The organism is Bradyrhizobium erythrophlei, from assembly GCF_900142985.1.
Classification (GTDB): Bacteria; Pseudomonadota; Alphaproteobacteria; order Rhizobiales; family Xanthobacteraceae; genus Bradyrhizobium; species Bradyrhizobium erythrophlei_B.
In genome coordinates this window covers 6,704,166-6,729,026 of sequence record NZ_LT670849.1, presented here as the reverse complement: position 1 = coordinate 6,729,026, position 24,861 = coordinate 6,704,166, and the positions used below count along the sequence as shown (strand labels likewise).

The window sequence follows — 24,861 nt, the reverse complement described above, 5'->3', positions numbered from 1 at the left end:
CCAACAGCATGCGCATGAAGTCTTCCCAAGGGGATTCATCCCGCCGCGCATTATAGCATCGGCATATTTGCGCGTTGCAAAGGGAAGCTTGCTCGCTGATACCGGCCCGGCCCAGAGCCCCTGCCTCGCATCGCCGGTTTTGCCGTTCCCATGGATCGACCGCCTTCCAAACTTAAAGCCGCGCTGTGGATGGCGGGCTTCCTCAGTCTGATGCTGTTGATGGCGATCTCGGGTCGCGAGGCGGCACGCGAACTCAATATCTTTCAGATCATGGAGCTCCGTTCCGGCCTTGGCGTTTTGATGCTTTGCCCCGCGATCTACTTCGCCGGCGGCTTCGGGATGCTGCGAACATCGCGGCTGCCGATGCACGCAACGCGCGCCTTCCTGCATTATGCCGGCCAGTACGGCTGGTTCCTGGCGCTGACGATGATTCCGCTGGGACAGGTGGTGTCGATCGAATTCACCATGCCGATCTGGACGGCCATCCTCGCCGCCAGCTTTCTGGGCGAACGCATCACGATGTGGAAGGCGGCCGCGATCGCGCTCGGCCTCGTCGGCGTCTTCGTCATCGTCCGCCCCTCAGCGGGTGAGGTCAATGTCGGCCAATTGATCGTGCTGGCCGCTGCCGCTGTCCTTGGCGTCACGGTTGTGATGATGAAATCGCTGACCCGCACGGAGCCGGCGCTTGCCATCGTGTTCTGGATGATGGCGATACAGGTGCTGGCGGGCGCACTCCCTACCCTTCATGTCTGGGTTTGGCCGTCACCCTACGTCTGGGCCTGCGCGATCGGGGTCGCCTTCGGCGGGACGTTTTCGCACTTCTGCATGGCGCGCGCGATGCTTTACGCGGACGCCACGATCGTGGTGCCGATGGATTTCCTCCGCGTGCCCCTGACGGCGACCGCGGGCTGGCTGCTGTATGGCGAGCGGCTGGACGTTTTCACGATCCTGGGCGCATTGCTCATTCTGACCGGCAATCTTCTGAACCTGAAGACATCAGCACCAAAGCCCGCGCAGATCAGGGCTTAACCGGCTATTTCCCCGCGGCCTTGCGCAAGGCTTCGTTGATCCGATCCTGCCAGCCCGGTCCGCCCCCCTGGAAGTATTCGAGCACGTCCTGGTCGATCCGTAGCGACACCAGTTCCTTGACGCCGGGAACGGCGTTCGTCCTGGGCGGCGCTTCCGCCTCTTTCTTCGTTACCTTCTTGAATGCCGCCTCCGCTTCGGTACGGGCATCGTTCAGGGTTCGCGGTCGCCGCGGCTGGTCGGGCATCAGAGCTCCGGTTCCGAAGTTCGCAAGCTATCGCGGCTACCTCTGATGCGAACTTCGGAATCAAAGGAGCTCTGCCAATCCATGGTTGCTAGTGCGGCGTACGAATTTGAAGTTCCTATAATGCGGTCGCGGCAAGATAGTAGGAACTTCAAATTCGCCGCACTAGGTCAAATTCCTTCAAACAGAACGGTTGAGAGGTAGCGCTCCGAGAACGACGGGACAATGGCAAGGATGGTCTTGCCGGCGTTTTCCGGACGTTGCCCAAGCTTGATCGCGGCCGCAATCGCAGCGCCCGAGGAAATACCGCCGGCAATGCCCTCATTGCGCGCCACGGCGCGTGAGGTCTCGACCGCATCAGCGCTGTTGACCGTGATGATCTCGTCGATGACGGAGCGATCGAGGATGTCGGGAACGAAGCCGGCGCCGATGCCCTGGATCTTGTGCGACGAATGCTGCCCGCCGGAGAGCACCGGACTTTCCTCCGGTTCGACCGCGACAATCCTGACCGAGGGTTTGCGCGCCTTCAGCACCTGCCCGACGCCCGTAATCGTGCCGCCGGTCCCGACGCCCGCGACAAAGATGTCGATATTGCCGCCGGTATCGTTCCAGATTTCCTCGGCCGTGGTGCGGCGATGAATCTCGGGATTGGCGAGGTTCTTGAACTGCTGCGGCATCACGGCCTTCGGCGTCGTGCGCACCAGTTCTTCGGCGGTGGCGATCGCGGCCTTCATGCCCTGCCCCGCGGGCGTCAGGATGATTTCGGCGCCGAGGAAGGCCAGCATCTTGCGCCGCTCGATCGACATCGATTCCGGCATCACGAGCTTCAGCCGGTAGCCGCGCGAGGCGGCGGCGGACGCAAGCGCAATCCCGGTATTGCCCGATGTCGGCTCGATCAGCACCGTATCTGAATCGATCAACCCGGCCTTTTCCATCGCCACGATCATGGCAACGCCGATGCGGTCCTTTACGCTCGCGGCCGGGTTGAAATATTCAAGTTTGGCGAGAATGGTTGCGTTCGCGCCGCGCTCTCGCGGCAACCGTTGCAACCGCACAATCGGCGTGTTGCCGATCGCCTCCACGATGCTGTCGAAAACCCGGCCGCGGCCGCAATGCTGCGCGGCACGCGTCGTTGACGATTCATCCATGCCTCTTCCCCCGCATCAATGCGCTTCCGATTGTGAAGTCTTGTTTCAATTGCTGTTCAAATAGTGACGGTCTGCGCCGCGGCGCAAGCACCCGCGCGCCATAGTTCGCTGCGTCGCAAAAATGCGCAAGTTCGCCGAATATCGTAAAACCAACGCATTTGTGTTGCGGTATGGTCAAACTAATTGTTGTATGTTGCATTCGGGTTCAGATCGCAGGGGAGGCCTCGATGTCAGCAGTTGCTGCAGTCCTGTCCGCCGTAACGCACAGTCCTCGTGGGAGTGATCTGCCGACGTGTCCGGTTTGTGCGGATTCGATGGTGGCTGCTGAGGCGTCAGCCTATCTGGCCGATAACATCATCAGCTATCTCTGGACCTGCGACACCTGTGGCTATGGTTTTGTGACCAAGCATTCGCTCAAGCGTCTCGTCTGTAACTGAGTTCCATCATAGTTCGTCGGGTTTCGTTGGCTGGCTAGCGCGCAGCGCTTGCTGGATTTCGCCGTTAGTTGACCGATCAAGAGCTGCGGCGATCTAACGCGGCGCGATGTCGCCTTTTTCCCATTCGCTTTTCGTGCGTGCGCGAAAATCGGCAAACGTTCCCTGCGCAATCGCCTGCCTGATCCCGTCCGTCAGTTGCTGGTAGTACGCGATATTGATTTCGGACAGCAGCATCGCGCCCAGTGTCTCGCCGGACCGGACGAGGTGATGCAGATAGGCGCGAGAATAGTTTCGCGCCGACGGCCAGGGGCTGGTTTCGTCGAGCGGCCGCGAATCGTCGGCGTGGCGCGCGTTTCGCAGATTGATCTGGCCGTAGCGCGTGAAGGCCATGCCATGGCGGCCGTTACGCGTCGGCATCACGCAATCGAACATGTCGACGCCGCGCGCGACCGCTTCCAGGATATCGTCAGGCGTTCCAACCCCCATCAGATATCGCGGACGGTCCTTTGGAAGCACCGGGCCGACTTCCTCGATCATCGCCAGCATGACTTCCTGCGGCTCGCCCACCGCAAGCCCGCCGATCGCATAACCGTGAAAGCCGATATCGACGAGGCCCTGCGCGCTGGCCTGCCGAAGCTGCGGCAGATCGCCGCCCTGTACGATGCCGAACAGCATATAGCCCGCCGGCGCAGTCTCGAACGCGCGCTTGCTGCGCTCGGCCCAACGCAGCGACAGTTGCATGGCGCGATCGATATCGCTGCGATCAGCGGGCAGCCGGACGCATTCATCCATCTGCATCGCAATGTCCGAGCCGAGCAGCCGCTGCACCTCGATCGAACGCTCCGGCGATAATTCGACGATGGCGCCATCGATATGCGAGCGGAACGTAACCGCCTCTTCCTTGACCTTGCGCAGCTCCGACAGCGACATCACCTGGAAGCCGCCGGAGTCCGTCAGCATCGGGCCGTTCCACCCCGTGAAGGCTTGCAGGCCGCCGAGCGCCGCGATCCGCTCGGCACCTGGCCGCAGCATCAGGTGGTAGGTGTTGCCGAGCACGATATCGGCGCCGGCATCACGCACCTCACGCCAGTGCATGCCCTTCATGGCGCCGGCGGTGCCGACCGGCATGAAGGCCGGCGTCCGCACCACGCCGTGGGGTGTGGTCAGGCGTCCGGTTCGCGCGGGGCCATCGGTTGCAAGCAGTTCGAAATGGTTGGGCAGGCTCATGCAAGCGGCTTATCGCGTAACAATGGCGCCCTGTTCAACCCGCAGTAAGTAGTTTTCAGGCAAAATCGGTTGACGAGGCCCAGAGTCTTGCCCATAAGTCCGGTCCCATGATGTTCGCGACCACCAAAACCACGACCAAAACCAAGCCCTCCGGGGGCTCGGGAGGCGTGCGCGCGTAGTCAAACGACCGCATCATCTTGATCCGAAGCCCCGCTACCGAAAGGTTCGGGGCTTTTTTATTGCCCAAAATCCCACGGAGACGAACATGCTCAGAGACCCTGTTGTTGCCATCGCCGGCGTGACCGGCGCGGTCGGCCGAGAATTCATCGCCACGCTCAACAAGCGCGGCTTTCCGGTCAAGAAGCTCAAGGCGCTCGCGAGCAGCCGTTCGGCCGGCCAGACGCTCGGCTTCCGCGGCGAAACCATCACCATCGAGGAGCTGCGCGAAGACTCGTTTGGGGGTGTCGACATCGCACTGTTTTCGGCCGGCAGCAGCGTCTCGCGCAAGTTCTCGCCATCAGCGGTCAAGGCCGGCGCCGTCGTCATCGACAACTCCTCTGCTTTCCGCATGGACCCCAACGTCCCGCTCGCAGTGCCCGAGATCAACGGCCGGCGGATTGCCGAGCACAAGGGCATCATCGCCGTTCCGAACTGTTCGGCGATCACGGCATTGATGCCGCTATGGCCGATCCATCAAAAGAACCGCATCAAGCGCATGATCATCTCGACCTATCAGGCGGCATCGGGCGCTGGCGCCGCCGCGATGGAGGAACTGGTGGCATCGACCCGCGCCAATCTTGCCGGCGAGAGCTTTACGCCCACGGTGCTGCCGCATCCCTACGCCTTCAACGTCTTCAATCACGACACCAGGATCGATCCCGAGACCGGCTACAACGAGGAAGAGACCAAGGTCATCAAGGAGACGCACAAGATCTTCGAGGACGACCGGATCGCGATCGGCATCACCTGCGTCCGTGTGCCGGTGCTGCGCGCCCACAGCCAGGCCATCACCTTCGAATGCGAAAAGCCGATCAGTGAAAGCGAGGTTCGCAGGCTCCTGACCAACGCGCCCGGCGTGAAGGTGGTCGACGATCGTGTCCGGAACTACTTCCCGATGCCGATCGAGGCGTCAGGACAGGACGACGTGCTTGTCGGGCGCATCCGGCGCGATCTCAGCGATCCAAGCGGTCATTCGATCTCGCTGTTCGTCTCAGCCGATCAACTGCTCAAGGGTGCGGCGCTGAACGCGATCCAGATCGCCGAATTGCTGCCGGAGCGGGTTGCGGCCTAACTAGTTATCGCCTCGAAACAGGAGGCAGGCATCGCCGTAGGAGTAAAACCGGTAGCCGTTGTCGATCGCATGCGCGTAGGCGCGCTTCATGGTCTTTAGCCCTGAAAAGGCCGAGACCAGCATGAACAGGGTCGAGCGCGGCAGATGAAAGTTGGTAAGGAGCATGTCGACCGCGCGGAATCGATAACCCGGCGTGATGAAAATCGCGGTCTCGTCGGCAAACGGCCTGACCGTGCCGTCTTCAGTGGCCGCACTTTCCAGGAGCCGCATCGACGTGGTGCCGACCGCGACGATGCGGCCGCCTTTGGCGCGGGCCGCATTGAGCGCCTCGGCCGCCTCCGGCGAGATTGTGCCCCACTCGGAATGCATCTTGTGCTCGGCGGTGTCGTCGACCTTGACCGGCAGGAAGGTGCCGGCCCCGACATGCAGTGTGAGCCTGACGATGCCAACGCCGCGCTCGCGCAGCGCGGTCTCCAGTGCCGGAGTAAAATGCAGCCCGGCCGTAGGTGCAGCGACCGCGCCTTCGTTGGTCGCGAACATCGTCTGGTAATCAGCCGCGTCCTGCTCGTCGGGCGTACGTTTCGAGGCGATATAGGGCGGCAAAGGCGGACTGCCGAGGTCGGCGATGGCGGAGTCCAGCGCCGGCCCGTGAAACGAAAACGACAGCGTGACCTCGCCCTCTTCGCCCTTTTCTTCCACTTCGGCGTCGAGGTGGCCGAGCAGACACACCTTGCCTTCGTTGCCGAAGCGAACGAGGTCGCCGGCTGCGAGTTTCTTGGCCGGCTTGACCAGCGCCTGCCAGCGTGACGCATCGAGCCGCTTGATCAGCGTCGCCTCGATTTTCGGCTCGGTCTCGCGGCCGATGCGCCGTCCCCGGAGTTGCGCGGAGATCACCTTGGTGTCGTTGACGACGATCTGATCGCCCGCCTTCAGCCATTGCGGCAAATCGGACACGACGCGGTCGTGCAGGGAGCCACTGGCCTCGACGACGAGAAGCCGCGCGGCATCGCGCGGCTGGGCCGGCCGCAGCGCAATCCGTTCCGCCGGCAGTTCGAAGTCGAAGAGATCGGTGCGCATCTGGTTTCGCTATGGGCCGCTCCTCATCCTGAGGAGCGCGTTAGCGCGTCTCGAAGGATGAGGCCACCAAAGCTTTGCGGCCTCATGGTTCGAGACGCCCGCTTGCGCGGGCTCCTCACCAAGAGGGTCCAGCCCTATTGGGCCGCGTCCTGCGCCATGTGCGCCTTGACGATCTTGTCGGGATCCTTGACCGGCTCGCCGCGCTTGATCTTGTCGACATTCTCCATGCCTGACGTCACCTTGCCCCAAACCGTGTACTGCTTGTTGAGGAACGGCGCGTCGTCGAAGCAGATGAAGAACTGGCTGTCGCCGGAGTCAGGGTTGGCAGCGCGCGCCATCGAGGTGGTGCCGCGCACATGCGGCTCGGCGTTGAATTCGGCCTTGAGCTTCTGGCCGGAACCGCCGGTGCCGGTGCCTTGCGGGCAACCGGTCTGCGCCATGAAGCCGTCGATCACCCGGTGGAACACGATGCCGTCGTAAAATCCGTCGCGCACCAGTTCCTTGATCCGTGCGACGTGGTTGGGCGCAAGGTCGGGGCGCATCTCAATGGTGACGGGACCCTGCGTGGTTTCGAGGATCAAAGTATTTTCTGTAGCAGCCATGCTCTCTTCTCTCCTGGTGGAGGTTTACGGTTGTGAAATCTGATCGCAAAAGGGCGGCCGGCTATGGCGCCGGCCATTGTCTCTGTAAATGGCATCGGCGTGCAGCGCTGCAACGCCTCCATCGCCGCAATCCGGTACAATAAACGGTCGTTGTCGTCGGCTTGTTCCGATTCATAGGTCACACGGGGCCGGCCCAAAATCTCGCCCGTCCGGGTGAAACTGACGACAACGGTGATGTCGATGCCGACATGGGCGCGCGCCGGGTCCGGCGGTTGCCAGCACGTCCTCAGCCTCGCAAACACATCGGCGATGGTATTGACCTGCGCCGGTTGTGCCGGCGCAGGGGTGAGACCGACGAGCCAAAGCCCGGCCACGCATATCAGCGACAACTGGCGAGGGCGGCTCACCGATCACTTCAGGTCGGCCGCGACCTGAACCTTCACCATCTTGTCGGGATCGGTCACCGCGCCGCCCGGGGAGCTTGCGTCGGCTTTCTTCAGCTTGTCGACAACGTCCATGCCCTGCACCACATCGCCGATCACGGTATATTTGCCGTCGAGCGGCGCGCCGTCGCCGAACATGATGAAGAACTGCGAGTTGGCCGAATCCACGCTGTCACCCTTGCGCGCCATGCCGACGACACCGCGCTTGAAGTGGACGCTGGAGAATTCCTGCTTGAGGTTCGGATATTTCGATCCGCCGGTACCGTTGAAGTTCTGGCCATCGCCGGTCTGCGCCATGAAACCATCCATCACGCGATGGAACGGCACGTTGTTGTAAAAGCCTTCGCGGGCGAGCTGCTTGATGCGCTCGGCGTGCTGGGGCGCGATATCGGTGCGCAGCTTGATGACGATCCGTCCCTTGGTCGTATCGATGACGATGGTGTTTTGCTTGTCGGTCCCGGCAGGCAGCGGCTGGGCGATGGCAGGCGCGGCGCAAATCAGCGCGACGAAAACAGCGAGGATACGGATCATGGGAGCTTCCTGGGTGAGAGAAGGAGGTTTCAGCGGCCGAACTTGGCCTTGAGCCGCTTGGCGACCTGCTTGGGCACGAAGTTCGAAACGTCGCCACCCATACTGGCGATCTGTCGCACCAGTGTGGCGGTGATCGGTCGAACGGTCGGTGAGGCCGGCAGGAACACGGTGTGGACGCCGGGCGCCATGGTCTCGTTCATGCCGGCGATCTGCATTTCGTAGTCGAGGTCGGTGCCGTCGCGCAGGCCCCGGATCAGGATGGTGGCGTTGGCGCGCTTGGCTGCGGTGACAGTGAGGTCATCGAACGTGGTGCAATCGAATTCGCAGCCGCCGCTCTTGGCCACCGGTTCAAACACCTCCCGAAGCATCGACAGGCGTTCCTCCACCGTGAAAAGAGGAGCCTTTCCGGGGTGGACCCCGATCGCCACCACCAGGCGGTCGCAGAGGCCGACGGCATGCCGGACGACGTCCAGATGGCCATTGGTGACGGGGTCGAAGGAGCCGGGGTAAAGCGCAATTCGGGGCATGAAACCGTCCTACCCTGCCCCGTCCTGCCCCGCAAGCAGGTCCGGACCACGTCCAGGGCGGACCGCCAACGGTTATATTTCATCGGCCATTGAACGATCTAGGGCCCCCGCGCGTCTACCCGGCATACCGGCTTTGTTTCGTCGGGCCGGTCGCGACGAAACAATATGACGGTGGGACGAAACCATTTTCGGGCTTTTGGGGGCTTTGGCGAAGAACTCCGGAAACCGCGCGTTTGTATCAAGACACCAGACAACAGGGGCCACCAGGGCCCGGTGACAGGGGACCGTCATGATCAAGACCATTTCAGCCATTGCTCTTGCTGCGTGTGTAGCTGCTGCCCTGGCCGTTCTGCCGGGCTTTGCGCCATCCGTCGAAGCCAGCGTGCCGCGCCCGCTCGCGAAAGCCGACCGCCTCGATATCCACCTAACCGGCCGCGACTGCTCGGAGCAGGCCTGGCCGCATTTTGAAGCTTCCTGCCTGCGCAAGGTCGGTTCCAAGACCGCGGTTCGCGAGGCCCGCTTGGTTACGGCCGACCGCACGCCGTAGCGCTGTCCCCGAAATAATCGGGCATTCGAAGTGGAGGCCACCCCGCCTCCACTTCGTTTTTCAGGCTTGTGCTAACGGCACGCTCTGAGCGTGACGGAACACGTTCTTCGGATCGAACGCGGCCTTGATCTTCATCAGCCTCGTCAGGTTATCGCCCCAATAGGCCCTGGCGTATCCTTCGCCCAGATCGAGATCGCAGTAATTCACGTAACACGCGCCGGACACGTAGGGCCGCATCGCGGCATAAAGCGTCCGTATCATCGCGAGGTGCGTCTCCGTGGCGCCGGGACTATCCCACTGCGTGAAATACTGGATCAGGTATTTCGTCTTGCCGCGATGGACGAAGGCCGTGGCGTCGGAAGCGACGTTGTTGATCGCGCCGCCATAGCTGTCGAACAGCACGGCGATCTCGCCCGGCGCCTTCTGCAGACCGTCGAGCAGCGCAGAAATCCCCTGCTTGCTCATGGGCTCGACGATGTAGTCGGACTTGCCCTTCATCAGGACAGATTCGTAAGCAGGACCGCCGCCATTGAAGATGGTCGCGGCTCTCGCGAAGGTCAGCGTATTCGTGCTCAGCGTATCGGCCGCGCCCGACAGCTTTTGCAGGCGCTTCAGCTCGGCGATCAACCTACTTTCGGAATCGACCGACAAGCCCGCGATGTGCACCTTGATCGATCCGCCTGTCTCTTTTGTCAGGTGAAGCGTGCAGGTGATCGCGGGCGGCAGAGCGTCGAGCCAGTCCTGCCAGGCCATCACGACCTTGGTCGCCTGCGCCACCGGCCTGGTCCAGGTGATGGCGAATTTGGCGACCCGATTGACCGCGCTGGTGCGGAAACTGAATTTGGTGACGACGCCGAAGCTGCCGTTACCACCGCCGCGCAGCGCCCAAAACAGATCGGGATTTTCCTGCGCACTCGCGTTCAGGATATTGCCGGAGGCGTCGACGACCTCCATCGACAGCACGCTGTCGCAGGCAAGCCCGAACGGACGTCCCAACAGGCCAAAGCCGCCGCCGAGCGAATGGCCGGCCACCCCGACCGGAAAACAGGTGCCGGCGGGGATCGCCCGGCTGGAAGGCTCGAGCGCGGCGTAGACGTTCCCCAGGGACGCCCCGGAGCCGATCGCGACCGACTTCTTGTCGGCTGCGAGCTGAACGGCGGCCATGCCGCGCACGTCGATGACGAGATCGGCGCTTTGCGAAAATCCTTCATAGGAGTGACCGCCCGAGCGGATCGCAAAGCTCACGCCGTTACTGGCCGCCCATCGAATGGTGTTGCCGACGGCTTGCGGGCTGGATGCGACAACCCGCACTTGCGGCGTGATCTGCTTCCGCTTGCTGAAGGAGGCACTGTAGTCGAACCTGGGCGGCACACCGGCGCCGGAGACCAGCACCAGATCCTTTTGGGGATCGAGCGCCGCCTTCAAGGCCGCAATCGGCAGTCCCGTGTCGGCCTCTGCCTTGCGGATCGAGAGCGGCGAACTGCCGACGATCAGGTTGGCCGCGAAGACGCCGGAAGCTTGCAGAAATTCTCGCCGTTCCATTTGTCTTTGCCCCGTCGTCCCCCGCGACAGCCGGATGATCCTACTAGGGCGTATACTCGTAAATCCGATCCAACCAAATAGGCTGTCCGCTGGGCCATGAGGAGCGGACATGGTCAGTTCGCCCCAGCATGTCCGCTAAGTGCGGTGAGTTCAACCGGTCGCCGCAACACATTGGCTAAATCGCTCTGCTGGCGACTGGAAGTCCAGCGTTTTCCTCGGCCGCTCATTGAGCTGGCGTGCCACCTTGTTCAGCTCGGCCTGGGAGTGCGCCGCGAGGTCAAGGCCCTTGGGGAAGTACTGGCGCAGCAGGCGATTGGTGTTTTCGCTTGAGCCGCGCTGCCAGGGGCTTTGCGGGTCGCAGAAGTAGACATCGATATCTGTTTCCATGCTGAACCGCTTGTGGTCGGTAAGTTCCTTGCCGCGATCCCAGGTCAGGGATCTGTAGAGCTCATCGGGCAGTTTTCTTGCCTGCCGGATCAGTGCGTCGACCACGGTCTGCGTTTCCCTGTTCGGGACCTTGGCGAGCATCACATAACGCGAGTGGCGTTCGACCAATGTGACGATGTAGCTGTTCTTCGATCCACAGAGCAGGTCACCCTCCCAGTGGCCTGGCACAGCCCGATCCTCGACCGACGCCGGTCGCTCGCGGATCGAGACGGCGTCCGGGATACGACCACGCTGGTCTGCCTTCGCCGTTGCGTGCCGCGAGCGCCGGATTGGCCGTCGAGACCGCAGATGCTCCATCAGCTCTTTCTTCAGCACGCCGCGGGCCTGCACATAAAGGCTGCGATAGATGGTCTCGTGAGACACGCACCACGCCTCAGTCTCTGGATAGGCCCGCTTCAGCCAGCCTGCAATCTGCTCGGGCGACCAGTTGAGCTCCAGCTTTCTAACAACAGTCTGCCGCAACTGGCCATGTATCGCTAACTTGCACGGCTTTGGGCGCCGCGCCTGCTTCCATGCCAGTTTGTCAGCCGCCGCAGCCCGGTAGCGACCCACCCCGCCGTTGCGACTGATCTCTCGGCTGACCGTCGATGCTGCGCGACCCAGCATCCTCGCTATTGCCCGGACCGATTGGCCCTCAACAATGCCCCGAGATATCTCCTCGCGTTCCGCCATCGTCAGCGCCAGACGGGATCGGTGCCGGGCCGGCGGCACAATCCCGCCGCTGGGCCGCAAATGCGCAAAAATGCAGGAAGACGGCTTGCCAAAGGCCCGCCCGATCGACTTCAGGCCTTCACCCTTCTTCCAACGCTCCCAAAGCTCCGCGCTCTGAGCTGCCGTAAACCCAACCCGATGATACATCGCTGTCGCTCCACGTCCTCGGTCTAAGGTACGTGTTGCGCTGATCAGTTGAACTCACCGCCGATAGTGTTGCAAAAGTCGTTTTGCAGGAGATACAAAATTTCTGAGGGCAGCTGGCGCGTTATTCGTGTAATGATCTGAGGGACCTCATCGCCTTGCGCCAAATTCGTGGGCGACTTCGGTAGCGCGACCGAGACCATGCGAATCATCGATCTCTTTGCGCTTCAGATTTTCGCCAAAAATTTGGACCGCTGCAACTTTCGACTTTTGCAACACTATCTGCCACATCCAGACATCCAGCAAACAAAAACCCCGGCGCATTGGCCAGGGCTTTCTTCGCGCAAAAAGCGGCCTCGGACTGAGGGCCATCTCTGAAGCCAACCCCGGTAAAGTTTTGATACGGAGGATTCTCCCGGTCGCGGGATCGCTCCTGAGCGCAGACCGGCGCGGTGAACGACGCGCGCCGTTGCTATTCATTACAGCAAATCTGACCGCTCAATGTCCTCTGCTATTGGGATGGTCCGGCCGTGCTCCTACCCGGTCAGCGATAAGCTGGCCAGAGGTAGCCAGACAAGCAGAATTCCCCGCGTTCGCTGGCCGCACCGTCAGACTTGGCGCGTCAGGTGATGTGGTCCTATACTTTCTATCGTCCGCCTTACAAGATTGCATTAAGGTCTTCGCTGGCGGTCAACCTGCCAGATGCTTGACCCTATCCGCGGATGACGTTGGACGGAGAAACGCCAATGAACTCCACACCGACAAAGGATAACTTGATCTCTCGCGCCGATGAACAAATCGCGAGTGCCTACGACCAAATCGCGCGCGCCGATGAAGAGCTTGCACGTTTGTCTGAACGGATTTCAAAAATTGGGCACGATGCCGTACACGAACCTTCGGTTGGATCCGCCGCGCAACCACCGCGTCGGAGGCTTGCACGGCGTGGCCTGGTTGGCCTGCTATCGGCGGTATGCATCGGGGGCATCGCCGCCTTCGTTTTGCAATCGTCTCATGGCGGCGCGATGCTGATTGGCGCCCAATGGGCGCCGCAGCTCATTTCCACGCCATCCTTGCCATCGAAAACGCCGCCGTTTCCTGCACAACCCGATCCATCCCGCGTTCAAGTGACGGCGGCGGAGGCAGCGCCGACGCAAGCAGCACCGTTGTCCCATACTGGACCGCAGGACGCCGCCACAGCTGCCTCCGCGGCTTCGGACCTGACACAGTTGCTGCAAAAGGTTACGGGCGATATCGCAAATCTGGAGCAAGCGATGGAACAGCTCAAGGCAAAGCAAGACCAAATAGCCAGCGACAATGCAAAAGTCATTGAGCAGCTCAAGACGAAGCAGGAAGATATGGCGCGCTTACTCGCCAAGGTTTCCGAGCAAAGCGCGTTGCCCAAGGCGTCTCCGCCTTCGGCAGGACCGACCCAGTCGCCGCAAACGAGAATGCAGCCGGCGCCACCGCCGCGCCGGCAGCACCCACCGCGGTGGCAGTACTACTACGACGACGAATAGCCGCGGTGAGCGTAGCGATCCTTGAATTCTAACTCCATCCGGTCGTCCGATCTTCAGGCCCGCTGGCGAGCGCGTCATATTGCGATGGCCGAACCCCAAACCTGGCATGGTGGCGGCCCGAATTCGCGATGATGGACTGGAATAGCGCTTGCTGGTCGAGCGAACCGACCAGCGCCGCGATCATGTCCATCAATTTGGCGCGCTGCCGCTCCATGTCGCTTCTGAACAACGCGTTCGCATCGGGGGCGAGTTCGAAGAACCTGGTGTAGCAGAGCTCGGCGATATCGCTGCACATCGGCCACATCGCATCGAACGACTTCTTGATGAGCTTGATCTGCTCGGGCGTCATGGATCAGTCTGCCGCAATCTACACGATACCGTCACATGCGACAGTCACGCATGCAAGGGCGATTGTCATTCTACAACAGTTGGCGTCAATCGGCAGCGGCGAACCGATGAGTCTTCGCTCAACATTGCAACAGAGGTTTGAAATATTCCGGACGGTGGAAGTCCGGCCGGGTCGTTTTGGGTAGAAACGCGCTCCAGTAGCTGCGCTTCTTCGAGGGCCCAAGAACCGAATAAAGATTGCCGCGGATTTTGCTCGCGTCGCCGTCCCAGCCCAATGGTTTGAGCGGAATCGTCAACTGCGCGGTCCAGCCGCTGCGCGAGATCTCCACCGTCGAGGTCAGCCCCAGATCGACGCCTTCGTGATGCTCTCTCCTGCTGACGATCCTGACCTGAAAAGTCTGATTGTACGGCGACACCTCATATTCGAAGTAGGGAAATCCGCTGTCGGAAAATGTCACGAATACTTCCACGACATCGAACTCGTAGGGATGTTCGTTTGGCGCAAGCAGCTTCTTCGCATTGATCGACGGCGAGGCGACCGTAAACCTGACCGTCAAGGCATCATCGGCCAGCGACGTATGCGCCTGAACCGGATCTTTGAGCAACGACGCCGCCGGTGCAACCAGCGACAGCTCGCAGCCCCAGGCGTTCGAACAGCTCAATAAAATTGCAAGCGCGCCAAGGATTCTCACGCTCGTGCCTTATCGTTCTGAAGTGTCGTGAGATAGGCGCAGAACATATCAGCCATCGCATCCGCATAGGATTTGATCTCCGCGGAGGTGCGGGGCGTTTCCGAAAAATCCTTCCCCACCGAACTCAGCGTTCGCTTGATCAGATCGCCGACTGAAGCGCGCACTGAATCCGACGCCTCGGGCAACACTTCCCGCATGAAGACTTCAACCGTGCGGCTTCCCGACGCCCGCACCTCCTGCGCTTCCGGCGCATCGCGATAGAGCGGAACGGCGTCATTGAGCGCGATGCGCATTTTAGCCTCGTCGCATTCCGATTGGATGAAGGCACGGACCAGCGTACGCAACCTTTCAAGCGGCGGCTTCTCGACATTTTCGAGAATGCTGCGCAGCAATTCCGACGTTTGCCGCCATTCATCGCTTTGCAGACGAAACAGGATCGCCGCCTTGTTCGGAAAATACTGATACAGCGACCCGACGCTGACGCCGGCCTTTTCCGCCACACGCGCGCACGTAAAGCGCGGGGCGCCCTCCTTCGCCAAAACCTGAACCGCAGCTTCCAGAATGGTCGCCACAAGCCCCTCCGAGCGGGCCTGCTGCGGACTTTTTCGCAAGGAAATTGAAGGGCTTCGCCGGTTGGCCATGAACACTCTCCAATAACGCGAATAGCGAATGCGAATAATTAGTCGTATTTCTGACTCGGCACGAAATCAACCCAAGAGCTGACCGGAGATCCTTCCATGACCACCCTGACCACTGCTCCCCTGGCACCGTTGCTGCGCCGCCTGTTCCAAGAAGCCAGGGCATCGGAAGCAGAACTAGAGGCGGCCACCGCCACGCTCTCCAAAGGAGAACTGGCCCGCCTGATGCAGAGCAAGACGGAATATCGGGAGTTCTACGGGCGCTTGAAGGATGCCTCTCTCGCGGTCTCGCGAGAAACCGGCCAACTGCTCTACATGCTGGCGCGCAGCTCTCGGGCGCGAACGATCGTCGAGTTCGGGACTTCGTTCGGCATCTCGACCCTGCACCTTGCGGCCGCGCTGCGCGACAACGGCGGCGGCCAGATCATCACCAGCGAGTTCGAGCCCTCCAAGGTAGCCAGGGCACGCGATCACCTGGCGGCGGGCGGCCTCAACGATCTCGTCGAGATTCGGGAAGGCGATGCACTGCAAACACTCCGCGTCGATTTGCCGGAAACCATCGATCTCGTGCTGCTCGACGGCGCCAAGTCGCTCTATCCGGGTATCCTCAGCCTGCTGGAAGACCGCCTCAAGCCCGGCGCGATTGTTATCGCCGACAACGCCGATTTCAGTCCCGAGTATCTGGCGCGCGTGCGCTCGCCGGCGAACGGCTATCTGTCGACGCCATTCGCCGAGGATGTCGAATTGTCGATGCGGATGGGATGAGTTGAGGCGGCTCTAGTGGAGTGGATTTGACATTCGCTACCCGCTCGGCCGCGAGTCCAACAAGCGAATGTCAAATCCAAAACTCCACTAGAAACTTATATTTTGCTCGTGGTCCTTTGATTCTAACATTCGCAAAAGTGGCCGCTGAGAAGGAATGCGAATGTTAGAATCGGACCACTAGGCCGAGCCGCCGTTCCCGTTGCCGTTCTCGGTTTCCTCGCCGATGTGTTCGACCGACACGACGTGTTCGTCGTCGGCGGTATCGAACACGATGACGCCTTGCGTCGAGCGGCCGGCGATGCGGATGTCTTCCACCGGGCAACGGATCAGCTGGCCCTTGTCGGTCACTAGCATGATCTGGTCGGACTCTTCGACGGGGAAGGAAGCAACCAGTTTGCCGTTGCGGTCGTTGACCGACATCGCGACGATGCCCTTGCCGCCACGCCCGGTCGTTCGGTATTCGTAAGACGAGGTGCGCTTGCCGAATCCGTTCACGGAGACCGTCAGCACCACCTGTTCCTGCGCCGACATCTCGACGTAGCGCTCGGACGAGAGCTGAATGGTGCTGGAGGCCTCCTCGGCCTCGCCCTCCGCGGCCGCATCTTCTCCGACGCCTTCACCAGCCACCGCCCGTCGCATCTTCAAATAGGCCGAACGTTCGTCCGACGTCGCCTCGACATGCCGGAGGATCGCAAGCGAAATCAGCCGGTCGCCGCCGGGCAGCGCGATACCACGCACGCCCATCGAGGTGCGGCCCGAGAATACCCGCACGTCGGTCACCGGGAAGCGGATGCACTGGCCGCCGGCCGCCGTGAGCAGCACGTCGTCGTGCTCGGTGCAGATCTGCACGTCGACGATCGCCTCGTCCTCGTCGAGCTTCATGGCGATGATGCCGGAGCGGCGGACATCGACAAAATCCGAGAGCTTGTTGCGGCGGACCGTGCCGCCGGTCGTGGCGAACATCACGTCGAGATTGCCCCAGGAGGATTCATCCTCCGGCAACGGCATGATGGTCGTGATGCGCTCGCCCTGTTCGAGCGGCAGGATATTGATCATGGCCTTGCCGCGGGCATTCGGCGCCGCCATCGGCAGCCGCCAGACCTTTTCCTTGTAGACCTGGCCGCGCGAGGAGAAGAACAGCACCGGCGTGTGCGTCGAGGCGACGAACAGGCGGCTGACGAAATCCTCGTCACGGGTCTGCATGCCCGCCCTGCCCTTGCCGCCGCGGCGCTGCGCGCGATAGGTCGACAACGGCACGCGCTTGACGTAGCCGGCATGCGAGACGGTAACGACCATGTCCTCGCGCTGAATGAGGTCCTCGTCCTCGACCTCGCCTTCCTGCTCGATGATGACGGTCTTGCGCGGCGTCGCGAATTCCGACTTCACTTCCGCAAGCTCGGTCTTGACGATGGTCTGAACGCGGGCGCGCGAGCGCAGGATATCGAGATAGTCACTGATCTCGGCCGCGAGCTTGTCGAGTTCTTCGGAGATTTCCTCGCGGCCAAGCGCGGTGAGCCGCTGCAAACGCAGGTCGAGGATCGCCTTGGCCTGCTCGAACGACAGCCGCGCAGTGCCATCCGGCGCGAGGCGATGGCGCGGATCGTCGATCAGCGTGATCATGGCGGCGACGTCCTGCGCCGGCCAGTCGCGCGACATCAACGCGTCGCGCGCGGTGTTCGGATCGGGCGAGGTGCGGATCACGCGAATGATTTCGTCGATATTGGCGACCGCAATGGCAAGGCCAACGAGGATATGGGCGCGATCGCGCGCCTTGTTGAGCAGGAACTTGGTCCGCCGCGTCACCACCTGCTCGCGGAAGGCAACGAAAATGGTCAGCAGGTCCTTCAGGTTCATGATCTGCGGCCGACCGGCATCGAGCGCGACCATGTTGGCGCCGAAACTGGTCTGCAACGGCGTGAATTTGTAGAGCTGGTTCAGCACCACATCCGGCACGGCGTCGCGCTTCAACTCCACGACCACACGATAACCCTGGCGATCGGACTCATCGCGCAGGTCCGCGATGCCCTCGATCTTCTTTTCGCGCACCAGTTCGGCGATGCGCTCGACCATCGTAGCCTTGTTGACCTGATAGGGAACTTCGGTGATCACGATCGCTTCGCGGTCCTTGCGGATGGTGTCGATCGACACCTTGCCGCGCATGACGATCGAGCCGCGGCCGAGATGATAGGCAGAGCGGATGCCCTGCTTGCCGAGAATGATGCCGCCGGTCGGAAAATCCGGACCCGGAATGATCTCGATGAGCTGATCGATCGTGAGGCCGGGATTGTCGATCAGCGCCGTGCAGGCGTCGATGACTTCGCCGAGATTGTGCGGCGGAATGTTGGTCGCCATGCCGACGGCGATGCCGCCGGCGCCGTTGACGAGAAGATTGGGGAATTTGGCCGGAAGGACAGTCGGCTCTTGATCCTTGTCGTCATAGTTGGCCTGGAAATTGACGGTGTCCTTGTCGAGGTCATCCAGCAGCGTATGGGCGATCTTGGTGAGCCGTGATTCCGTGTATCGCATCGCGGCGGCGGCGTCGCCGTCGATCGAGCCGAAATTGCCTTGCCCGTCGATCAGCGGCACGCGCATCGAGAAGTCTTGTGCCAAACGAACCAGCGCATCGTAGACCGACTGGTCGCCGTGCGGATGGTATTTACCGATGACGTCGCCGACCGTGCGCGCCGACTTGTTGTGCGACTTGTTCCAGTCGAAGCCGTTCTCATGCATCGCATAGAGGATGCGGCGGTGAACCGGCTTGAGACCGTCACGGGCATCCGGCAGCGCGCGCGACACGATCACGCTCATGGCGTAATCGAGGTAGGAGCGCTTCATCTCGTCGAGGATGGAAACGGGACGAACGTCGGACGGCACCGGCGGTTCGCCGGGCTTGGTATCTTCAGGTTCAGACAAGGGAAAATCCGGTCAATTCAGAATCATGTTCATATAGCGCATCAGGGGCTACAAAACCACCTCTAACTCGCTTTCGCCGGGGGTTTTTCCCTTAGTTTTTCCAGTAACTTAGAGGCCAGACCGGGATGCATCTCGAACCGGGCCAAAAGGCCCGTTTCAGGGGCCGAAAATCACCGCGTGCATGATCCGTCCCGGCAGCAGCGTGAACAGGCCCGCCACCACGAGCGCGCCCGAGAAAACCAAGATCATGATGCGGCGATGATCCACGACCTCGTGGTGATGCGCCTTCCATACCGCGAGCGGAACACTAACGATCACCAGGATCGACAGCAGATGGATCGGGCTCCAGGGACCCCAGAGCTTGAGCTGGTGGATCCAGAATGAACTCAACGCCACCGCCAGCATCAGGATGACCCAGATCCAGCCGATGGTGCGGTGAGGCAGCGTTCCCTTTGGCGCGGCGAACTGGACCACGCCCAGCACGAACGCCGCCATCGCCGCGAAGGCATGAACGGGAATGGCCGGCGCGGCATTGAGGAGGGGTGCGAGGCTCACAACGCGCAGTCTCCTCTCACCTCGCATGATCCGGAAAGCCGGATCATGCCCTCGCCGATCCCGGGATATTCGCCTTGGTTTCTCAGAACGGAATGTCGTCGTCCATGTCGCTGTTACGGCTGCCTGCCGCGACCGCACGGCGCGGCGCGCTCGAGGGGGAGCTCGACCCGAAGTCGCCACCACCCTGGTCCTCAGCTCCGAAGCTTCCGCCACCACTACTGCCGCCGCCGCGGCCATCCAGCATGGTCAGGTTCGAGTTGAAGCCTTGCAGCACCACCTCGGTCGAATACTTTTCCGCGCCGCTCTGGTCGGTCCATTTGCGCGTCTGCAACTGGCCTTCGATGTAAACCTTGGCACCCTTCTTCAGGTACTGCTCGGCGACCTTGGTGAGCCCTTCATTGAAGATCACCACGCGGTGCCATTCGGTCTTTTCCTTGCGCTCGCCGGTCGCCTTGTCGCGCCAGGTCTCCGACGTCGCGATCGAGAGATTGGCGATCGGCCGCCCGTCCTGGGTACGCCGGATTTCGGGATCCTTGCCGAGATTTCCGACCAGAATCACCTTGTTCACGCTTCCTGCCATCGCCTTGATCTCCACAACATCCGCAATATCGGCCGACCCTATACGCTCGCTGGCGGCCAGTGCGCCGTGCCATCGGCGGTTATCCACATATAGCATCGCAAACCCGAATGTTCCAGTTTTGTTCCCTGAAACAGCCGGGAAAAGCTGACATTCGACGCCTCTGGCCCCGGATTCCCGCCGCTTGCCGGCCAGGCGCCAGCCGCCCTGCAAAAAGCCAGACAATTCATCGGCTTCCCTGAGACACAGTTCGTGGTCGACTGTGGCTTTTGGGAGACGGCGTTGGGGCGGCGGATGATTTATGGTCGTGGTCGAAATTGGGGTGGATGGGCGTCCGCCCCGGGGATGGAAATACGCTTCGCGAAAGCGAAGCACGGGTGAAGAAGATCGGGATGATGCAGAAAAGCTTCCTGTTTGGTGCGCTGGCACTGATCTCGCTTGGCGTTGCGCCAGCTGTGGCCGCAGATCTTCCGGCACGAACCTATACCAAAGCGCCTGAAGCATTCGTGCCTGCGTTCTACGACTGGAGCGGCGTCTATGTCGGCGTCAACGGCGGCTGGGGCACATCGCGCCGTTGCTTCGACCAGACAGGTCCGACCGTGATCGGCCCCGACGGCTGCCACGACACCTCGGGCGGTTTTGCCGGTGGCCAGATCGGCTACCGCTGGCAGATGTCGTCGTGGGTGTTTGGCTTCGACCTTCAGGGCGACTGGGCCGATCTGAAGGGCAGCAACGTCAGCATCCTCACGCCGGCCAACGTCAATCGCTCGCACATCGACGACTTCGGCCTGTTCACCGGCCAGGTCGGTTACGCCTGGAATACGGCGCTGCTGTACTTCAAGGGCGGCGCGGCGGTCGTTGCCGATCGCAACGAAGTCCTGACCAACGGCGCGGTGCTCGCAACCGCTTCCGGCGACAACCGCTGGGGTGGCACCGTTGGCGCCGGCATCGAATTCTCGTTCGCGCCGAACTGGTCGGCCGCGATCGAGTACAATCACCTGTTCATTCCGAACAACAACACCCAGATGATCACGCCGGCGGGAACCCTGCTGACCACCGACCGCGTCCACGGCGATGCCGATCTGGTTTCGGTGCGCGTGAACTACCGCTGGGGCGGCCCGGTCGTCGCCAAGTACTGATCGCAACTCGAGCACACGAAATTCGAAAAGGCCGGCCTTCAGCCGGCTTTTTTGTTGGCCTTTTTTGTTGACCATGGGCAAGCCGTTCTGCTGACGCTTGCTGCCACTTCGCGTGAAACCGCGATGCGCCGAATCAATTCCGTTGATGGCTTTCACGCAGCACTGGAAATTGGCGCACGTTCTTCCTACGTTCGCCTATATTGCCGTTGGCGCCTGATCGCTTCCGCGACGCGCCGGCTCCCGTTTCTGGAACCCCGGTATGGACGAAGTGATCAAGGCCAAACAGCGCCAACAGACGGGCCAATCGAGCCTGCGCGCCATTACCATTCGCGGTGCCCGCGAGCACAATCTGAAGAACATCGACGTCGAAATTCCGCGCGACAGGCTGGTGGTCTTCACCGGGCTATCGGGTTCGGGAAAATCCTCGCTCGCCTTCGACACCATCTATGCCGAAGGCCAGCGGCGCTACGTCGAGTCGCTGTCGGCCTATGCGCGGCAATTTCTGGAGATGATGCAGAAGCCGGACGTCGACCAGATCGACGGGTTGTCGCCGGCGATCTCGATCGAGCAGAAAACTACGTCGAAAAATCCGCGCTCGACCGTCGGCACCGTTACCGAGATCTACGACTACATGCGCCTGTTGTGGGCGCGCGTCGGCGTGCCCTATTCGCCGGCCACGGGCTTGCCGATCGAAAGCCAGATCGTCTCTCAGATGGTCGATCGCGTGCTTGCGCTGCCGGAAGGCACGCGGCTCTATCTGCTGGCGCCGGTCGTGCGCGGCCGCAAGGGCGAATACAAGAAAGAGCTCGCCGAATACCTCAAGAAGGGATTCCAGCGCGTCAAGATCGACGGCAAATTCCATGAGTTGGCGGAAGCGCCCACGCTCGACAAGAAATTCCCGCACGACATCGACGTCGTGGTCGACCGCATCGTGGTGCGGGGCGACATCGGCCAGCGCCTCGCCGAAAGCTTCGAGACCGCGCTGAAGATCGCCGAGGGCCTCGCTGTCATCGAATACGCCGATGCGCCTGCGGCCGAGGGCGATGACAAGAAGGACGACAAGAAAAAAGTCGCCAAGATCCACGACAAGAGCGGACCGGAGCGGATTCTGTTCTCGGAGAAGTTCGCCTGCCCCGTCTCCGGCTTCACGATCCCCGAGATCGAGCCGCGGCTGTTTTCGTTCAACAACCCCTATGGCGCGTGTCCTGCCTGCGGCGGCCTCGGCATCGAGCAGCACATCGACGAAGACCTCGTCATTCCCGACAAGGAGATGACCCTGCGCAAGGGCGCGATCGCGCCCTGGGCGAAGTCGTCGTCGCCCTATTACGTCCAGACGCTGACTGCGCTCGGCAAATTCTACAAGTTCACGCTCGACACCAAGTGGAAGGACCTGCCGAAGAAAACGCAAGCAGCAATTCTTCACGGCTCGGGCGAGGACGAGATCAAGTTCTCCTATGAAGACGGCGTGCGTTCCTACGACACCAAGAAGCCGTTCGAGGGCGTGATCACCAACATCAACCGCCGCTTTCGCGAGACCGAGAGCGAGTGGGCGCGCGAGGAACTGGCGAAATATTTCTCCGACGTGCCCTGCGAGGCCTGCCACGGCCATCGCCTCAAGCCGGAAGCGCTCTGTGTCAAGATCGGCGGCAAGCATATCGGCGAGATCTCGGAAATGTCGGTGCGGCGCGCCGGCGAATGGTTCGAGACCGTGCCGAAGGCGCTCAACACGCAGCAGAACGAGATCGCCGCCCGCGTGCTCAAGGAAATCCGCGAGCGGCTGTCGTTCCTGCTCGACGTCGGCCTGAATTATCTGACGCTGTCACGTTCCTCCGGCACGCTGTCCGGCGGCGAAAGCCAGCGAATTCGCCTGGCCTCGCAGATCGGCTCGGGGCTGACCGGCGTGCTCTACGTGCTCGACGAGCCCTCGATCGGCCTGCACCAGCGCGACAATGCGCGGCTGCTCGATACGCTGAAGCGGCTTCGCGATCTCGGCAATACCGTGATCGTGGTCGAGCACGACGAGGATGCGATCCGCTTGGCCGATCATGTCCTCGACATCGGCCCCGGCGCCGGCATGCATGGCGGCCATATCGTCGCCCAAGGCACGCCCGCCGAGATCATGGCCAATCCGAAATCGCTGACCGGCAAGTATCTCACCGGCGAATTGTCGGTGGACGTGCCGGAGCGGCGGCCGCCGAACCATCGCCGCACCATCAAGGTCGTCAACGCCCGCGGCAATAACCTCAAGAACGTCTCGGCGGAAATTCCGCTGGGGTTGTTCACCTGCGTGACCGGCGTCTCCGGCGGCGGCAAGTCGACGCTGCTAATCGACACGCTCTACAAGGCGATTGCGCGCAAGCTCAACAATGCCAGCGAAGGCGCCGCGCCCCACGACCGCATCGAAGGGCTGGAGCATATCGACAAGATCATCGACATCGATCAGTCGCCGATCGGCCGCACCCCGCGTTCCAACCCCGCGACCTATACCGGCGCGTTCACGCCGATCCGCGAATGGTTCGCAGGGCTCCCCGAAGCGAAAGCGCGCGGCTACGAGCCCGGACGCTTCTCCTTCAACGTCAAGGGCGGCCGCTGCGAGGCCTGCGAGGGCGACGGCGTCATCAAGATCGAGATGCACTTCCTGCCGGACGTCTACGTCACTTGCGACGTCTGCAAGGGCAAGCGCTACAACCGCGAAACGCTGGAAGTGCTGTTCAAGGGCAAGTCGATCGCCGACGTGCTCGACATGACGGTCGAGGAAGCCGCCGACTTCTTCAAGGCGGTGCCGCGGGTTCGGGAAACCTTCAAGACGCTGCACCGCGTCGGCCTCGACTACATCCATGTCGGCCAGCAGGCGACGACGCTGTCGGGCGGCGAAGCCCAGCGCGTCAAGCTCGCCAAGGAGCTGTCAAAGCGCGCGACGGGCCGCACGCTCTACATCCTGGACGAGCCGACCACGGGGCTGCACTTCCACGACGTGAAGAAGCTGCTCGAAGTGCTGCACGAACTGGTGGCGCAGGGAAATACGGTGGTCGTGATCGAGCACAATCTCGAAGTGATCAAGACCGCGGATTGGGTGATCGATCTCGGCCCCGAAGGCGGCGACGGCGGCGGCGAAATCGTCGCCTGGGGTCCGCCGGAAGACATCGTGAAAGCGCCACGCAGCTACACCGGCAAGTTTTTAAAACCGGTGCTGGAAAAGGCCGGCAAGCCACGGAAGGCGAGCGGCGGGGCCAGCGAAGCAGCGGAGTGAGCAGCTTGGGAACGCAGCGGACCAAGCTCTCGTTACACCTCAAGCACCCAACTCGCGATTTATCGACTATCTGTCGAACGCTCGGCGTACGCCCGAAGATTATTTGGAAAGAGGGAGAAGAACGGCGAACGCCCAAGGGGCGCCGTCTCGCAGGCGTACGCGAGAGCTCCTATTGCTCGATCGACCTGGGAGCCACGTCAAAAGTCGAATTATCAAAGAAAATAGAATCTGCGGTGCGCTCGCTTAAGCCTCACCGGGCTATTCTCCGAAGACTCACTTCGACAGGCGGACGGATCAGTTTCTACGTTGGATGGTTCTGCGACAATGACACCGGCGAGACGCTTAGCAGCGAGATTTTGCGCCAAATGACGGATATGGAAATCGCGTTGGACCTGAATATTTACCTTGCTGACGCTTGAGTTCCAGCTCATTGCGAGCGCAGCGAAGCAATCCAGCTTTTCGTCATTCCGGGTTCGCATCTTCGATGCGCCCCGGAATGAACGCCGGTCACTCCTCAGTCGCG

At 61.6% G+C, this 24,861-nt stretch carries 25 protein-coding genes; 9 read left to right on the top strand and 16 right to left on the bottom strand.

Annotated elements, in window-relative coordinates; genetic code table 11:
- Positions 1-150 precede the first annotated feature (150 nt).
- The gene (locus tag BUA38_RS32375; protein ID WP_072824488.1) at positions 151-1,029 is read left to right on the top strand and encodes a DMT family transporter; all 879 of its coding nucleotides are present in this window, start codon (positions 151-153) and stop codon (positions 1,027-1,029) included.
- Between the two features lie 4 nt (positions 1,030-1,033).
- Here the strand turns inward: BUA38_RS32375 and BUA38_RS32370 are convergent, their stop codons facing one another.
- Together BUA38_RS32370 and cysK are read right to left on the bottom strand one after the other, a co-directional pair.
- A complete protein-coding gene (locus BUA38_RS32370; protein WP_072824486.1) occupies positions 1,034-1,273 on the bottom strand; it encodes a BrnA antitoxin family protein in 240 nt (79 codons plus the stop codon).
- Positions 1,274-1,440: 167 nt separating this feature from the next.
- On the bottom strand, positions 1,441-2,418 hold the full coding sequence (gene cysK / locus BUA38_RS32365) for a cysteine synthase A (protein ID WP_072824484.1): 978 nt from the start codon (positions 2,416-2,418) through the stop codon (positions 1,441-1,443).
- Between the two features lie 227 nt (positions 2,419-2,645).
- Here cysK and BUA38_RS32360 point away from each other — a divergent pair, with 227 nt between their 5' ends.
- Positions 2,646-2,855, top strand: a complete 210-nt coding sequence (locus BUA38_RS32360; protein WP_072826608.1) for a hypothetical protein — start codon at positions 2,646-2,648, stop codon at positions 2,853-2,855.
- 93 nt (positions 2,856-2,948) lie between these two features.
- Here BUA38_RS32360 and tgt read toward each other — a convergent pair whose 3' ends face one another.
- Positions 2,949-4,082: a tRNA guanosine(34) transglycosylase Tgt gene (gene tgt, locus BUA38_RS32355; protein WP_072824482.1), complete on the bottom strand. Its 1,134-nt coding sequence runs from the start codon at positions 4,080-4,082 to the stop codon at positions 2,949-2,951.
- Between the two features lie 265 nt (positions 4,083-4,347).
- On the opposite strand from tgt, the gene BUA38_RS32345 reads away from it, so the two are divergent.
- Positions 4,348-5,373, top strand: a complete 1,026-nt coding sequence (locus BUA38_RS32345; RefSeq protein ID WP_072824478.1) for an aspartate-semialdehyde dehydrogenase — start codon at positions 4,348-4,350, stop codon at positions 5,371-5,373.
- On the opposite strand, the gene queA is transcribed toward BUA38_RS32345, so the two are convergent.
- The 5 genes from queA to coaD all read right to left on the bottom strand — a co-directional run bounded on the left by queA (position 5,374) and on the right by coaD (position 8,553).
- Entirely contained in the window at positions 5,374-6,450 is a 1,077-nt protein-coding gene (gene queA, locus BUA38_RS32340) for a tRNA preQ1(34) S-adenosylmethionine ribosyltransferase-isomerase QueA (protein WP_072824476.1), read from the bottom strand.
- Between the two features lie 134 nt (positions 6,451-6,584).
- Positions 6,585-7,052, bottom strand: a complete 468-nt coding sequence (locus BUA38_RS32335; protein ID WP_072824474.1) for a peptidylprolyl isomerase — start codon at positions 7,050-7,052, stop codon at positions 6,585-6,587.
- Positions 7,028-7,459: a hypothetical protein gene (locus BUA38_RS32330; protein ID WP_072824472.1), complete on the bottom strand. Its 432-nt coding sequence runs from the start codon at positions 7,457-7,459 to the stop codon at positions 7,028-7,030. The genes BUA38_RS32335 and BUA38_RS32330 overlap by 25 nt, the downstream gene beginning before the upstream one ends.
- A gap of 3 nt (positions 7,460-7,462) precedes the next feature.
- Positions 7,463-8,026, bottom strand: coding sequence for a peptidylprolyl isomerase (locus BUA38_RS32325; RefSeq protein WP_072824470.1), 564 nt, complete (start codon positions 8,024-8,026; stop codon positions 7,463-7,465).
- A gap of 29 nt (positions 8,027-8,055) precedes the next feature.
- Entirely contained in the window at positions 8,056-8,553 is a 498-nt protein-coding gene (gene coaD / locus BUA38_RS32320; RefSeq protein ID WP_072824468.1) for a pantetheine-phosphate adenylyltransferase, read from the bottom strand.
- Between the two features lie 289 nt (positions 8,554-8,842).
- Between coaD and BUA38_RS32315 the strand changes: the two genes are divergently transcribed.
- Positions 8,843-9,100 (top strand): hypothetical protein, encoded by a 258-nt coding sequence (locus tag BUA38_RS32315; RefSeq protein ID WP_072824466.1) that lies wholly within the window; start codon positions 8,843-8,845, stop codon positions 9,098-9,100.
- Positions 9,101-9,160: 60 nt separating this feature from the next.
- Here BUA38_RS32315 and BUA38_RS32310 read toward each other — a convergent pair whose 3' ends face one another.
- Entirely contained in the window at positions 9,161-10,642 is a 1,482-nt protein-coding gene (locus tag BUA38_RS32310) for an FAD-binding oxidoreductase (protein WP_072824464.1), read from the bottom strand.
- 150 nt (positions 10,643-10,792) lie between these two features.
- Positions 10,793-11,947: an IS30 family transposase gene (locus tag BUA38_RS32305; RefSeq protein WP_072824462.1), complete on the bottom strand. Its 1,155-nt coding sequence runs from the start codon at positions 11,945-11,947 to the stop codon at positions 10,793-10,795.
- 743 nt (positions 11,948-12,690) lie between these two features.
- Here BUA38_RS32305 and BUA38_RS32300 point away from each other — a divergent pair.
- The gene (locus tag BUA38_RS32300) at positions 12,691-13,461 is read left to right on the top strand and encodes a hypothetical protein (RefSeq protein WP_072824460.1); all 771 of its coding nucleotides are present in this window, start codon (positions 12,691-12,693) and stop codon (positions 13,459-13,461) included.
- 28 nt (positions 13,462-13,489) lie between these two features.
- On the opposite strand, the gene BUA38_RS32295 is transcribed toward BUA38_RS32300, so the two are convergent.
- The 3 genes from BUA38_RS32295 to BUA38_RS32285 form a co-directional block, all read right to left on the bottom strand.
- Positions 13,490-13,810: a globin domain-containing protein gene (locus tag BUA38_RS32295; protein WP_072824458.1), complete on the bottom strand. Its 321-nt coding sequence runs from the start codon at positions 13,808-13,810 to the stop codon at positions 13,490-13,492.
- Positions 13,811-13,928: 118 nt separating this feature from the next.
- Complete coding sequence (locus BUA38_RS32290; protein WP_156898830.1) at positions 13,929-14,501, bottom strand: carbohydrate-binding family 9-like protein; 573 nt, start codon at positions 14,499-14,501, stop codon at positions 13,929-13,931.
- Complete coding sequence (locus BUA38_RS32285; RefSeq protein WP_072824454.1) at positions 14,498-15,142, bottom strand: TetR family transcriptional regulator; 645 nt, start codon at positions 15,140-15,142, stop codon at positions 14,498-14,500. Before BUA38_RS32285 ends, BUA38_RS32290 begins: the two co-directional genes overlap by 4 nt.
- A 96-nt stretch (positions 15,143-15,238) precedes the next feature.
- Between BUA38_RS32285 and BUA38_RS32280 the strand changes: the two genes are divergently transcribed.
- Positions 15,239-15,904, top strand: coding sequence for an O-methyltransferase (locus BUA38_RS32280; RefSeq protein WP_072824452.1), 666 nt, complete (start codon positions 15,239-15,241; stop codon positions 15,902-15,904).
- Between the two features lie 177 nt (positions 15,905-16,081).
- Here BUA38_RS32280 and gyrA read toward each other — a convergent pair whose 3' ends face one another.
- The 3 genes from gyrA to BUA38_RS32265 form a co-directional block, all read right to left on the bottom strand.
- A complete protein-coding gene (gene gyrA / locus BUA38_RS32275; protein WP_072824450.1) occupies positions 16,082-18,817 on the bottom strand; it encodes a DNA gyrase subunit A in 2,736 nt (911 codons plus the stop codon).
- Between the two features lie 156 nt (positions 18,818-18,973).
- A complete protein-coding gene (locus BUA38_RS32270; RefSeq protein WP_072824448.1) occupies positions 18,974-19,372 on the bottom strand; it encodes a DUF2306 domain-containing protein in 399 nt (132 codons plus the stop codon).
- Positions 19,373-19,454: 82 nt separating this feature from the next.
- Positions 19,455-19,952: a single-stranded DNA-binding protein gene (locus tag BUA38_RS32265; RefSeq protein ID WP_072826607.1), complete on the bottom strand. Its 498-nt coding sequence runs from the start codon at positions 19,950-19,952 to the stop codon at positions 19,455-19,457.
- A gap of 389 nt (positions 19,953-20,341) precedes the next feature.
- Between BUA38_RS32265 and BUA38_RS32260 the strand changes: the two genes are divergently transcribed.
- The 3 genes from BUA38_RS32260 to BUA38_RS38895 all read left to right on the top strand — a co-directional run bounded on the left by BUA38_RS32260 (position 20,342) and on the right by BUA38_RS38895 (position 24,757).
- Positions 20,342-21,088: an outer membrane protein gene (locus BUA38_RS32260; protein ID WP_244553116.1), complete on the top strand. Its 747-nt coding sequence runs from the start codon at positions 20,342-20,344 to the stop codon at positions 21,086-21,088.
- Positions 21,089-21,347: 259 nt separating this feature from the next.
- A complete protein-coding gene (gene uvrA / locus BUA38_RS32255) occupies positions 21,348-24,338 on the top strand; it encodes an excinuclease ABC subunit UvrA (protein ID WP_072824446.1) in 2,991 nt (996 codons plus the stop codon).
- The gene (locus tag BUA38_RS38895) at positions 24,335-24,757 is read left to right on the top strand and encodes a DUF4279 domain-containing protein (RefSeq protein ID WP_072824444.1); all 423 of its coding nucleotides are present in this window, start codon (positions 24,335-24,337) and stop codon (positions 24,755-24,757) included. Before uvrA ends, BUA38_RS38895 begins: the two co-directional genes overlap by 4 nt.
- Positions 24,758-24,861 lie beyond the last annotated feature (104 nt).

What these genes read in the sequence shown, in the direction of transcription:
- BUA38_RS32265 (WP_072826607.1), bottom strand. Translation starts at nt 19,952, where the DNA reads ATGGCAGGAAGCGTGAACAAGGTGATTCTGGTCGGAAATCTCGGCAAG.
- BUA38_RS32280 (WP_072824452.1), top strand. Translation starts at nt 15,239, where the DNA reads ATGACCACCCTGACCACTGCTCCCCTGGCACCGTTGCTGCGCCGCCTG.
- BUA38_RS32285 (WP_072824454.1), bottom strand. Translation starts at nt 15,142, where the DNA reads ATGGCCAACCGGCGAAGCCCTTCAATTTCCTTGCGAAAAAGTCCGCAG.
- cysK (WP_072824484.1), bottom strand. Translation starts at nt 2,418, where the DNA reads ATGGATGAATCGTCAACGACGCGTGCCGCGCAGCATTGCGGCCGCGGC.
- queA (WP_072824476.1), bottom strand. Translation starts at nt 6,450, where the DNA reads ATGCGCACCGATCTCTTCGACTTCGAACTGCCGGCGGAACGGATTGCG.
- BUA38_RS32295 (WP_072824458.1), bottom strand. Translation starts at nt 13,810, where the DNA reads ATGACGCCCGAGCAGATCAAGCTCATCAAGAAGTCGTTCGATGCGATG.
- tgt (WP_072824482.1), bottom strand. Translation starts at nt 4,082, where the DNA reads ATGAGCCTGCCCAACCATTTCGAACTGCTTGCAACCGATGGCCCCGCG.
- BUA38_RS32310 (WP_072824464.1), bottom strand. Translation starts at nt 10,642, where the DNA reads ATGGAACGGCGAGAATTTCTGCAAGCTTCCGGCGTCTTCGCGGCCAAC.
- coaD (WP_072824468.1), bottom strand. Translation starts at nt 8,553, where the DNA reads ATGCCCCGAATTGCGCTTTACCCCGGCTCCTTCGACCCCGTCACCAAT.
- BUA38_RS32370 (WP_072824486.1), bottom strand. Translation starts at nt 1,273, where the DNA reads ATGCCCGACCAGCCGCGGCGACCGCGAACCCTGAACGATGCCCGTACC.
- BUA38_RS32325 (WP_072824470.1), bottom strand. Translation starts at nt 8,026, where the DNA reads ATGATCCGTATCCTCGCTGTTTTCGTCGCGCTGATTTGCGCCGCGCCT.
- BUA38_RS32305 (WP_072824462.1), bottom strand. Translation starts at nt 11,947, where the DNA reads ATGTATCATCGGGTTGGGTTTACGGCAGCTCAGAGCGCGGAGCTTTGG.
- BUA38_RS32315 (WP_072824466.1), top strand. Translation starts at nt 8,843, where the DNA reads ATGATCAAGACCATTTCAGCCATTGCTCTTGCTGCGTGTGTAGCTGCT.
- uvrA (WP_072824446.1), top strand. Translation starts at nt 21,348, where the DNA reads ATGGACGAAGTGATCAAGGCCAAACAGCGCCAACAGACGGGCCAATCG.
- BUA38_RS32375 (WP_072824488.1), top strand. Translation starts at nt 151, where the DNA reads ATGGATCGACCGCCTTCCAAACTTAAAGCCGCGCTGTGGATGGCGGGC.
- BUA38_RS32335 (WP_072824474.1), bottom strand. Translation starts at nt 7,052, where the DNA reads ATGGCTGCTACAGAAAATACTTTGATCCTCGAAACCACGCAGGGTCCC.
- BUA38_RS32360 (WP_072826608.1), top strand. Translation starts at nt 2,646, where the DNA reads ATGTCAGCAGTTGCTGCAGTCCTGTCCGCCGTAACGCACAGTCCTCGT.
- BUA38_RS32300 (WP_072824460.1), top strand. Translation starts at nt 12,691, where the DNA reads ATGAACTCCACACCGACAAAGGATAACTTGATCTCTCGCGCCGATGAA.
- BUA38_RS32345 (WP_072824478.1), top strand. Translation starts at nt 4,348, where the DNA reads ATGCTCAGAGACCCTGTTGTTGCCATCGCCGGCGTGACCGGCGCGGTC.
- BUA38_RS32260 (WP_244553116.1), top strand. Translation starts at nt 20,342, where the DNA reads ATGATGCAGAAAAGCTTCCTGTTTGGTGCGCTGGCACTGATCTCGCTT.